The organism is Mycobacterium gordonae (assembly GCF_002101675.1).
In the GTDB taxonomy this organism is placed as follows: domain Bacteria; phylum Actinomycetota; class Actinomycetes; order Mycobacteriales; family Mycobacteriaceae; genus Mycobacterium; species Mycobacterium gordonae.
The window spans coordinates 70,880-82,246 of sequence record NZ_LQOY01000016.1 but is presented as its reverse complement, the minus strand read 5'-3'; the positions used below and the strand labels follow the sequence as shown (position 1 = coordinate 82,246).

Here is an 11,367-nt window from a genome sequence, read left to right as displayed (position 1 = left end):
TCCTCGCAGTGCTGTCACCTGGAGTCCGGCGCGGTTGACCTTCATCCTCGCCGCGGATACCGAGGCAAAGACCACGTGTTCGGTCAACTTCCGCTTGACAAGCCGTCCCGACCGCAGCAGATTACTACATGCGAATCATATGCAAGAACTCCCAATATGGTTCCGATGGCCACCGCTCGTCACCTCTGGGAGCTCAGGAGACCGCCACATATGTCGTATGTGATCGCAGCGCCGCAACTGGTGCACAATGCGGCCCGCGAGCTGGCCGGTATCGATTCGTCGCTGGCCGACGCGAGCGCGACCGTTGCCGGGCCCACGACCGGCATCGCGGCCGCGGCCCAAGACGAGATATCGATTGCGATTGCCGCGTTGTTCCGTGACCTGGGCCGCGATTTCCAGGCCATCAGCGCTCGAACACGGTCGTTTCACGCGGAATTCGTCAGTTCGATCAACGCCGGCGCCGAGGCATACGCCGGCGCCGAGGTCGGCAACGCCCGTGCGGTGCTCACCGCCGCTGCGACGTCAGGTGGCATCGAACCGCTCTCCAGGTGGACCGCGGTCCTGGACTCCACCGCCAGAAATGCCCAGACGGTATTCGGTGCCGCGCCCGCGAGCCTGAACACGTTCGCGGGCGGTGTCTCCACCGGACTACGCCAATTTGCCAGCAATCCGGCGGCGTTCGTCGGAAACCTCCAAAAGGCAGCACAATCGGTGTTTCTGGTCGGCGCACCCCAGGATCTCGCCTCCGCCGTCGTCCAGCACACCCTGGGCGGCGTCACCCAGGCCACCAACGGAAGTGTCACGCCTCCGGAGATCGTTCCCATCAATGACGTGCATGTCCAGCTGTACGAAGGGCTGGCCGGCCTGGCGGATTTCCAGACCGGGTCGTCCGGCTTCGAGCAGGCGCTGGTGGCGGGTCTCACCAACTTCGCCGCATCGCCGGCCAGCGGTGTGCTGCTCGGCGCCGTAGGTCCGTTGGTCAGCCCCGCTGTGGCGCTGTGGAACACGGCGGGGTCCATCTTCAGCGACCTCACCGGCGGGTCACCGGCAGCAGCGCTCGGCCACCTGATCGACGCACCGGCCAAAGTCGTCGACGCCTTCTTCAACGGCGCCACTCTCAATCTGGATGCGCTCGCTCCGACGTTCGACCCGTTCGTCACGTCCGGCTCGGCGGGCGGGGAACGACTCGACGGTCTCAGCGTCGCCTTCGGCGGGCTGTTCAGTCCGGGAGAGGTGGTGACCGGTGCCAGCGGCCCGATGTACTACGGCACCGGCGGATCCATGCTCAATGCTCTGGGTTTGGAGTTCAGCTTCTTTCCGCCGGACGATTTCGCCGGCGGCAGCCTGAGCATTCCCGCCATACCGGTGGGTCCGATTGGCGCCACCGCGGGTCTGATCAGCATTCTCGGGCACGCCCTGGGCGGCACCCTCTGATACCCGGTTTGACAACTGGCAAGGTGACCGCATGGGCAAGACCGCTCCGGACCTGGGCGAGGTCCAGGAAACACTGCTGATTCCGCTCTACGCCCGCGCCTGTGATGCCGCGTCGCGCCGGCCGGTGCTCGGCGACCGCCGGGCACGCGAACTCGTTCAGTCCATCGACTACGACTTCAGCGGATTCGGCGGATCATCCTTGTCCGGCTCGGTGTATCGATCGTCGATTTTCGACGGCTGGGCGGCTCGGTTCATCGACCAGCACCCGTGCGGGACGGTCGTGGAGATCGGCACCGGACTGAACACCCGATTCGACCGGCTCGACAATGGCCGCATCCACTGGTTCGACCTCGACCTCCCCGACACCATCGCCCTGCGCCGCAGGTTCTTCAGCGACAGCGAGCGGTGCACGATGCTGGCGGGTTCCGTACTGGACACCGACTGGTTCGACGTGGTGGCCGCCTCCCCCGGACCGCACCTGTTCCTCAGCGAAGCCGTCCTGATCTATCTCCGCGACGATGACGTGCGTCGCGTTCTCACCCAACTCGCGCAACGGTTTCCAGACTCCTTGCTGGCGTTCGACACCGCCGGCGACCGGATGGTCACCGGGCAGGACCGCAACCGATCGCTGGCGAAGGTGAAGGCTCGGCTGCGATGGGTCTGCGACGATCCACACGACGTCGAGCCCTGCGGCCTGGAGTTGCTCGAAACTCGCACGCTGGCGAACCCACAGCCCGAGATCGCCGGATCCTGGCCCCTGCCAAGGCGGCTGGGCATGTCGGTGTTGGGACGCCTGATGCCGTCGATGGTCAACACCTACAAGTTCAACGTGTTCAGAGCCGTTACCTGATGCTCGGCCCTCAGTTGCCAGCCGCGGGCCTGCAGGCGCTCCCGCCAGAATCGGGCATAGGTGCCGCCGTCGGACAGTAGTTGGTCATGACGGCCGCGCGCGGTGATGCGACCGTGGTCCAGGACCAGGATCTGGTCGGCTTCCATCACCGTTGAAAGCCGGTGCGCGACAACGACAACGGTGCGATCGTTGGCCAGTTCGCGAATTGCGTCGGCGATGGCCGCCTCGTTGACGGCATCCAGCGCGGCGGTCGCCTCGTCCAGGAGCACGATGGGGGCGTCCTTAAGCAGCGCACGGGCGATGGCGACCCGCTGCCGTTCGCCTCCCGAAAGTGCCGATCCCCCTTCGCCGACGCGGGTGGCCCAGCCGTCGGGCAGACGATCGATCACCTCGTCCAACCGGGCAATCGCCGCCACGCGGTCGAGCGCGGTTTCCGTGGTTCCCGGAGCAGCCATCCGCAGGTTGTCGGCGATCGTCCCGTCGAAGAGGTAGACGTCTTCAAAGACGTGTGCGGTCAGGTGCGCAACCCTGCTGGTACCGAGTTGACGCACGTCGCGGCCGCCGATCAGGATGCTGCCGTCGTCGACGTCGAAGAACCGGCCGATGAGTCGCAGCAATGTGGTCTTTCCCGCCCCGGATGGGCCCACGATGGCGGTGAGACCGCGCGCCGGAATGACGGCGTCGACGCCGTGAATGATGGTTTCCCCGTCGCGGTAACCGAAACGCACACCACGCAGCTCGACGCCGAAGTTCAGGGGTGCCGGACTTGCGGTCTCAGGTTCCGGCAGTGCCGGCACCGCGAGCAGCTCACGCACCCGGACGATCGCGTCCGCGGTCACTTGAACGTGCCCGGCGAGATCGCCCAGCTGGGAGATGGGATCGATCATGCGCAGGGTGATGATGAGTAGGCCGATCATGGTGGGAAGCGCCAGCTCGCCGCGCAGCGTCAACATGACGGCGAAGGCGATGACGGTCGTCACGACCAGCTGCAGGGTGCCAAAGCATGCAATCAGCCCCGCGGCACCGCGGATGGTGAGCTTTGACTGTGAATGTTGTTGTCGGGTAAGGGATTCCTCCAGCAATCCCAGCTCCCGCCGGCCCAGGACGCCGTAGGCCCGCAGGGTAGGTTGCATGCGGGCGTACTCGACGATCCGTGACGCGGTGGCACCGATATCGTGTTCGTAGTCGCCGTCGTTGCGGTGCACGATGCCCATGAACATGCGCACTGACAGTGCACACATCGCGGCGCCCACGGTGAGCGCGAGCCCGATACGCCAGTCGCTGAGATAGCTGCCGATGATCAGGGTCAGCGGCGCGCTCACACCGACGATCACGTGGCGGAGCAGATGGGACGGGAAGTCCGCGACGTCGATCGCGTCCTTGGCGACCAGGCGTCCGACGGGCCCGGTGCGGTCGGGCCCGAACCAGCCGATCGGCAACCTGGCCAGGTGGTCTCCGATCCGGGCGTGAAATCCGGTCAGTGCGTCCGTGCCGACCAGGTAGCCCAATGACGTGCTCCACGCCAGCAGGACGTGATGGACCGCCACCGTCACCCCGATCGCGACCACCGCGAACCAGAGCTGCCCCTGATTCGCGGGACGCTGGACAACGGCGCTGATGAGCGGGACGACGAACAGAAAGCCGACGCCTTGCAAAATCCCTTGCGCGCCTTGCAGTATCAGCATCAAGCGCAGTCGCCGGCGCCCACGGCCGTCGAGTAGTTCGAGCAGGTAACGGATCACGATGATCATCGCCCTGCCTCCAGTTGGTCGATGACGCCGCGTTCGGCGGTTCTTTCCTGCTGCCACAACCGGGCGTAACTTCCCCCGGCCGTCAGTAGGTCCGCATGTCGTCCCGATTCGGCGATGCGGCCGTGGTCGAGTACGACGATGTTGTCGGCACCCCGGATGGTGCTGAGCCGGTGTGCGATCACCAGGACCGTCCGGTCCCGCGCGACCGCACTGAGCGCCTCTTGGATGCGCGCCTCGTTCTCGGGATCGGCGCTGGCCGTTGCCTCGTCGAGCACCAGAATCGGGCGGTCGGCAAGAATCGCACGGGCGATGCAGACGCGTTGGCGTTCGCCGCCGGAAAGCGCCGCATCCTGGCCCACCACAGAGTCGAAGCCGCGGGGTAACTCCTCGATCTTCGACAGAATCTGGGCCTTTCCGGCGGCCCCGCGGACCGCCGCGTCGTCGGCCTCAGGACTACCGAGGCGGATGTTGTCGCGGATGCTCATGGCGGACAACAGATGTGACTCCTGGAACACGAAGGCCACCTGCCGGTAGAGCTCGGCGGCAGCAATCCGCCGTAGGTCCACTCCGTACAGTTCGATCGAACCCGAGCAGGGATCATCGAATCGGGGCAGCAGCCTGGCCAGTGTCGACTTTCCCGAACCCGAGGGACCCACCAGTGCGGTGATGGTGCCGCGCTCGAGGCGAAGGTCGATTCCGTTGAGGGCCAGCGTGTCGCCGTAGGTGACGCACACATCGCGCATCAGTACCACCGGCCCGGCCGTCGTCGGATTTGGGACCACCGGTTCGCCCGGCACCGTAAGTTCCGGGGTAGCGAGCAACTCACGAATGCCCCGGGACACCTTCACCGCGGTGACCAACGGGTGCACGGACATCAGCACGGTCATCCACCCCGCGGTGATGACGGTGCCGAACACCAGGAAGGCGATGAAGTCTTCCGGCCTGAGATCGCCGTCATCGGTCAGAAACGCGCCGGCCGTTGCGACTACGAGCAGGATGCTCGGTGGCGAGAGCAGAATCTCCGCCGTCACTCCGGCCACGCTGGTGGATTTGGCCCAGTCTAGAAAGAAGTGCGCGAAAGCCAGGGAGACGTCACGGAATCGGCGGCTCGCCGTTCCCGGCGTGCCGAACGCCTTCACCACACCGACGCCGTTGACGAACTCCACTGCCGCGCTGTTGAGGCGAACCAGCCAATCCATGAACTCCGGATACTTGGTGCCGGCACTGGCCATCGCGCGTTGGTATGCGGCGAACCCGGCGATGACCGGCAGCAGCGTCGCCGATGCCATCCGCCAGTCCAGTGCGAAGAGGTAGACGAACGCCACCACGGGCGGCACCGATGCGGCGCTCAGTTCCACGATCGAGTGCGCGACGAGGCGGTGCAGCGCCGCCACATCGTCTTCCACCGCCTTCTTGACGATGCCGGAGTTGCGATCGCTGAACCAGCTGAGTGGGACCTTGGCGAGTTTGACCAAGAGTTCACGCCGGATTCGAAACGACACCCGGATGTCGGCCAGATGGGTCAGCACACCGGCGGTCAAGACGCCCAACTGTTTTGCCGCCATCGCCACCACCGCCGCGACGACGATCGGCCACACGTCCGCGTCGCCGGCGAGCAGTCGTCTGCTCACTTCGACGACGGCCAGCAACGGCGCCATCCCGGCAAGTGCGCTGACCGCCGACAACAGGCCGCACCCGACGAGTGCCACTCGTGCTGGTCTGAAAATTGCCGGCGGTCGCGCGGTGTTCGGTTCAGTGTCTTCTCGCACGCCTCTCCTCCGTCGCGACCGTCCTGCTGCAAGCCGACCCGCAATGATGCGCTACGGCAGCAACTTCGGAATCCGGATCCGCAGCGGCAGCCTTTGCTAGCGCGGTCAGTCGCACCTGGGTTACGCTAACGCCTGAAGTCCTACATGCAAACACTTCGCAGGATTGCTAGGGTCGCCCGGCGGCGGGGAACCCGCCCGCCGGCAGCGTTAGCGCGAGCAGAAAGCTGAGTGGCGCTATGACGATTCGGCTGCTCCCTCGTAGGTATCCGATTGCGTCCCTCAGGCATTGACCGCGCCGGTATGGATGGCGTTCCCGCCCGAGGTTCATTCGGCTTTGCTGAATAGCGGCCCTGGGCCGGGCCCGCTGCTGGCAGCGGCCGAGGCATGGAATCACCTGAGCACTGAGTACGCCGCGGTCGCCGCAGAATTGTCGGCGCTCGTCGTTGCCGCGCAGGCGCAATCATGGCAGGGCTCTGCCGCCTCGTCGTATGCCGCGGCCAACGCACCATATGTCGCGTGGCTGGCCCGGGCGGCCGCCGACGCAGCCGCGACGGCGGCTCAGCACGAGACCGCGGCTGTCAGCTACGCCACCGCCCAGGCGGCGATGCCCACCCTCGGCGAGCTGGCCGCCAACCACGCCACCCACACGGTGCTGCTGGCAACGAATTTCTTCGGCATCAACACCATCCCGATCGCGCTCAACGAGGCCGACTACGTCCGCATGTGGATTCAAGCCGCCAGCACAATGACTGTCTACCAAAGTGTTTCGACCGCGGCCGTGACCGCGACACCGCGCCCCGAGGCGGCACCGCCCATTGTGCAGGCCGGAACGGCGGCAGCCTCGCCCGACCCGCTGTCCTCGTTGACCGGGTTTCTGACACAGGTCGAGCAGATCTTCAACAGCGTCGGGGGCGGGGGCAACCAGTCCCTGCTGGACTACCTGCTCAGTGTCCCGCCCGGAACGGATCCGCTGTCCCTGATTCTCAAAGACATCTCGGTCTCCTCGTCACCTAGCACCGGCTACCCAGCCCTGTTGCAGGCGCTGGTGGGTGCGGCCGGTAACAACCCGGCGCTGATCGCCGCCGCCTACGCCTTCGGCGGAGTGGCTATCGTGTACGACGTGACGATTCAGGTCATCCAGTTTCTGGTGACCTTTCCGCTGTTGGCGGCGAGCCTGGCACCCATGCTGGCCGGCCCGGCTCTGGCGGGTCTGGCCGCCGCCGGCAGCGTCGGAATCGCGGAGGTGGCGGCCCACGTGCACGCGGGTGCCGAGCCGGTCCCGATCGGGCCGACCGCCCCCGTCGTGAGCCCGACTCCGACATTCGCGCCCGGCGGGACAGCGTCGGCGCCGGCGCCGACGGCCGTGAGCCCCGCTCCCGCGCCTTCCGCACCGATGCCGAGTCCCGCACCCGCGGCACCCTTCGTGCCGGGTGCACCACCCCCGGGCGGCACCCCCGCCGGACCCTTCCCTTACCTGATGGGCGGTTCGGTCAGCATGAATTCTCCGGCAGCCACCAAGGCCGGCATCAAGAGGAAGTCTTGGGCTACCGACATCGCCGACGCCCCGGCAGCTTTGGCGGCACCGGCGCAGGATAAGGCGCGAGCGCGCCGGCAGCGACGCGCCAAGGTCGAGGTACGCGGACGGGGCTATGAGTACATGGACCTGGACGACAATGCCGAAAGCGGTCCCTACGCCCCGCCCACCACGGCCTCGGACCGCGGATCGGAACGACTTGGCTTCGCCGGCACCGCCCGCCGCCCGGCCGCTGTCGCTGTCGCTGCCGATGCAGATGCAGATGCCGCCGGAATGACCATGCTGGCCGGCGACGAATTCGGCAGTGGCCCAATCACACCGATGATGCCGAGCACGTGGGCGCACGCCGGGTCCGGTGAAGCGGAGTCACGATGAGCGGGCCGGCGTTGCCGGGCGGCGTGTCGCTGCTCACCGTGACTCCCGAGGCGCTCGCGGCGGCGACTTCGGATCTGGAGATGATCCGTGTTGCGCTGGACTCGGTGAACGCGGCGGCCACCCGGCACACCACCCGACTGATATCGGCTGCGGCGGACGACGTTTCGGCGGCTATCGCAACGTTCTTCACCGGTTACGGCCAGGAGTTCCGGGCGCTCAGCGAGCAGGCCAACGCGTTTCATCAGCACTTCGCTCGGATGCTGGGCGCGGCGTCAAGTTCATACCTGAGCACGGAGGCGATCAGTTCATCGACGATGCAGTCGACGCTGGCCGGCCCGCCGAGTACCAGCGTCACCACACTGATCATGGGCGGCACCGGTAATACCACCCCGAACGCCGGCTACCTCAACAGCATCTACAACGCCTACATCGCCCCGCTCATCGCGCCGCAGGCGGCCATTCCTACCGGATTGACCACCCCCGAGCAGGGCTTCCCGCTGACCGGCTTGAACAGTCTGACCTACGACACCTCGGTGGCTCGGGGACTCGAAATTCTCCAGCAGGCGATCGCCGCGCAACCACCGGGCACGCACACCGTCGCGTTCGGCTTCTCCCAAAGTGCCACCATCATCACCGAATATCTCAAAGGCATCGCCAACGGCTCGATCACCGGGCCGCCCCCGTCCGACCTGAGCTTTGTATTGGCCGGCAACCCCAACAACCCCAACGGCGGCCTGTTCCAGCGCTTCGTCGGGATGTACCTGCCCGGTGTCAACGAGACATTCAGCGGCGCGACACCGGATTCGGCCTATGCGACGTCGATCTACACCATTCAGTACGACGGGTTCGCCCACTTCCCCCGGTACCCGCTCAACCTGCTGGCCTCCGCCAATGCTCTGGCCGGAATGTACTACGGCCACCTGAGTCCGGCTCCCGCATACGAGAACCTCACGCCCGCGCAGATTGCGTCGGCGTTCGTCGCTCCGGTGTCTCCCGGGGCGACCGGCAACACCACCTACTACATGATTCCGAGCCAGGACCTGCCACTGCTACGGCCGCTGAATCTGCCGCAACCGGTGCTCAACCTGATACAGCCGCCCCTGCGGGTGCTGGTCGACCTGGGCTACGGCGATATCGGTGGCGCGAACACCGAATACGCGAACTTGCCCACTCCGGCCAGCCTGTTCCCGGTTGTCAATCCGGTCAACGTCGGCAGCTATCTGATCAAGGGAACCGTGCAAGGCGTTCAGGCCAACCTGGTATGGGCGGGTGTGCTGCCGCAGACATACATGCCCGACACCTATCCCTACGTTGCGTCGTTGCACCCGGGACTCACCATCAACCTCGGTCAGCCCAGCGTCACCGCGGTTTCCGCGGTGACGACCGGGCTGGGGTCGCTGCTGCGCGCGCTCAACATTCCGCCCCTGACGGGGTGAGCCGCGGCGCGCTCCCCGTCAAAGAACTTCCGCCGGCACGTTCGCGGCATTTGTCGCCCCGGCCGGTGCGCGACCATTCCGCCTCGCACGCAGTGCGTCCGCCGACCACGAGCCGGGTCCGACGATGAGCAGGAACGTCACCGTCAGCACTTGGGCGTACTCGGAGCGCACGTCGTGCAGCACCACCCAGAAGCCGGTCTGGCGAGGCACCGGAGGCAACGGCAGCGGCGATGCCCCGAGGAACATCGCGATTTTCGTCGACAGCATTGCGACGATCATCTCGACGATGAAGGGAATGCTGATGAACCGGGTGAACAAGCCCAACAGCAGCAGCACTCCCCGCTGATCTCAAGCAGCCCAACGAAATTCGCGCTCAGCCCGGGAAACGGGATGCCGAGCTTGGTGAAGCGCCCGACGCGTTCGGGAACACGAACGCCGCGGGCGCGTCGGCGGATGGGCAAGCCAGTGCCACATTTTCACCGGCAGGGCTGGTTGCTTGTACAAGGTCGTCGCGGTGATCCTCCGAAGTGTTGGGCCCGCCCGTCGCGAGCCCATCAACATCTAGGGCCGTGAGTTACAACCCTTACGCCGGAACCGCCTGGCGGCTGCGCACGTCGGCCGAGCTGCTCAGCTTCAGTGCCGGGTCGACGACGCCGTCATTGCGCAGCAGTTTCACGTCGGTGTAGAAGCTCATCGACGTCCGCCACGGCTGATCGGCACCTTGGCGGGGGAACTGGTGCACCGCCCGCTGGACGTAGCCGGCGCCGAAGTCCAGCAATGGGCGGGTCTCCATGGCCGGGTTGTCGAGCACCGGGCGCGCGGTGTCGAAACCGTTGGCGTCCATGTAATTCAGCAGCCGGCACAGGTGTTCGCACAGCAGGCCGACCTTGAGCGTCCAGGAGGAGTTCGTGTAACCGATCGCGTACGCGAAGTTGGGCACGTCGGAGAGCATCATGCCTTTGTAGGCCACATGGTCGGGCAGATTGACCGGCTTCCCGTCGACCGTCAACGACATGCCGCCGAATGCCTGCAGGTTCAAACCCGTTGCGCTGACGATGATGTCGGCGTCGATTTCCCGGCCGGACTCCAGCAGGATGCCGTTCTCGGTGAACGTGGCAATCCGGTCGGTCACCACCGACGCGCTGCCGTTCTTGATCGCCTTGAACAAGTCGGAGTCCGGCACCGCGCACAGGCGCTGATCCCAGGGGTTGTAGCTCGGGCTGAAGTGTTCGTCAACCGGGTAGTTCTCGGGCAGCTGCTTGGCATTGAGATAGCGGATGACCCTCTTGGCCGCGGCCGGATACCTCTGGCAGAACTCGTAGACCGCGCGCTGCTGGAGGATGTTCTTGCGGCGGGCCAGCGCATAACCGAGCTTGCCGCCCAGCAGTTTCTGCGCCGTGTTGGCAATGACGTCCTTGGACGGCACCGGCATGATGTAGGTCGGCGACCGCTGCAGCATGGTCACATGCCCCGCGCGCCCGGCCATGGCCGGCAACAGTGTGACGGCGGTGGCGCCGCTGCCGATGATGACGACCTTCTTGCCGGTGTAGTCGAGGTCCTCCGGCCACTGCTGCGGGTGCACGATCTGCCCGGTGAAACGATCCCGGCCTTCGAAGTGCGGCGTGTAGCCCTCGTCGTAGCGGTAGTAGCCGCCGGCACAGAACAGCCAGTTGGCGCTGATCTGCGCTCGCGCACCGGTGTCGGACCGCTCGACGTCGACGACCCAGCGGGCGTCCGCACTGGACCAGGAGGCGCCGAGCACCTTGTGGTGGAACCGGATCTTGCGGTCGATGCCGTTCTCGGCGACCGTCTCGTGCAGGTAGGCCAGGATCTTGTCAGCGGTGGCGATAGCGTCCTCGTCTCGCCACGGCTTGAACTCGTAACCGAAGGTGTGCAGGTCGGAGTCCGAACGAATCCCGGGATAGCGGAACAGGTCCCAGGTTCCACCGGTGGCGCCGCGTGCCTCCAGGATCACGTAGCTGCGGCCCGGGTGCTCGCGCTGCAAGTAGTACGCGGCGCCGATGCCCGAGATGCCGGCTCCGACGATGAGGACGTCGACGTGCTCGAGGGCGGTGTCTACGGCGGTGTGAGACATGAGCTTGGCTCCTGACGCGGGTGAACTGTTGTGTTCATCCTGGCGATCACGGGCGCCCGAACCAAGATGAGATCTGCCCAAAACAGCGGATGCTGTGGTGCACATTGCACCACTAAATTACTG

At 66.0% G+C, this 11,367-nt stretch carries 8 protein-coding genes; 4 read left to right on the top strand and 4 right to left on the bottom strand.

Features of this window, described 5'->3' with window-relative positions:
- The first annotated feature begins 210 nt into the window (after positions 1-210).
- Both gjpA and AWC08_RS02865 read left to right on the top strand, forming a co-directional pair.
- On the top strand, positions 211-1,434 hold the full coding sequence (gene gjpA / locus AWC08_RS02870) for an outer membrane porin GjpA (protein ID WP_069432725.1): 1,224 nt from the start codon (positions 211-213) through the stop codon (positions 1,432-1,434).
- A 31-nt stretch (positions 1,435-1,465) separates the two neighbouring features.
- Entirely contained in the window at positions 1,466-2,284 is an 819-nt protein-coding gene (locus tag AWC08_RS02865; RefSeq protein ID WP_069432726.1) for a class I SAM-dependent methyltransferase, read from the top strand.
- On the opposite strand, the gene AWC08_RS02860 is transcribed toward AWC08_RS02865, so the two are convergent.
- Positions 2,251-4,035, bottom strand: coding sequence for an ABC transporter ATP-binding protein (locus tag AWC08_RS02860; RefSeq protein WP_083270994.1), 1,785 nt, complete (start codon positions 4,033-4,035; stop codon positions 2,251-2,253). The two genes, AWC08_RS02865 and AWC08_RS02860, sit on opposite strands and share 34 nt — an antisense overlap.
- Positions 4,032-5,744 carry an ABC transporter ATP-binding protein gene (locus tag AWC08_RS02855; protein ID WP_232007732.1) on the bottom strand — a complete coding sequence of 571 codons (1,713 nt, stop codon included), beginning with the start codon at positions 5,742-5,744 and terminating at the stop codon, positions 4,032-4,034. Before AWC08_RS02855 ends, AWC08_RS02860 begins: the two co-directional genes overlap by 4 nt.
- A 346-nt stretch (positions 5,745-6,090) precedes the next feature.
- Between AWC08_RS02855 and AWC08_RS38920 the strand changes: the two genes are divergently transcribed.
- Both AWC08_RS38920 and AWC08_RS02845 read left to right on the top strand, forming a co-directional pair.
- Positions 6,091-7,713 (top strand): PPE family protein, encoded by a 1,623-nt coding sequence (locus AWC08_RS38920; RefSeq protein WP_069432727.1) that lies wholly within the window; start codon positions 6,091-6,093, stop codon positions 7,711-7,713.
- Positions 7,710-9,149 carry a PE family protein gene (locus AWC08_RS02845; protein WP_142283380.1) on the top strand — a complete coding sequence of 480 codons (1,440 nt, stop codon included), beginning with the start codon at positions 7,710-7,712 and terminating at the stop codon, positions 9,147-9,149. Before AWC08_RS38920 ends, AWC08_RS02845 begins: the two co-directional genes overlap by 4 nt.
- A gap of 18 nt (positions 9,150-9,167) precedes the next feature.
- On the opposite strand, the gene AWC08_RS02840 is transcribed toward AWC08_RS02845, so the two are convergent.
- The gene (locus AWC08_RS02840) at positions 9,168-9,485 is read right to left on the bottom strand and encodes a hypothetical protein (protein ID WP_069432728.1); all 318 of its coding nucleotides are present in this window, start codon (positions 9,483-9,485) and stop codon (positions 9,168-9,170) included.
- A gap of 247 nt (positions 9,486-9,732) precedes the next feature.
- Complete coding sequence (locus AWC08_RS02835) at positions 9,733-11,244, bottom strand: flavin-containing monooxygenase (RefSeq protein WP_069432729.1); 1,512 nt, start codon at positions 11,242-11,244, stop codon at positions 9,733-9,735.
- Positions 11,245-11,367 lie beyond the last annotated feature (123 nt).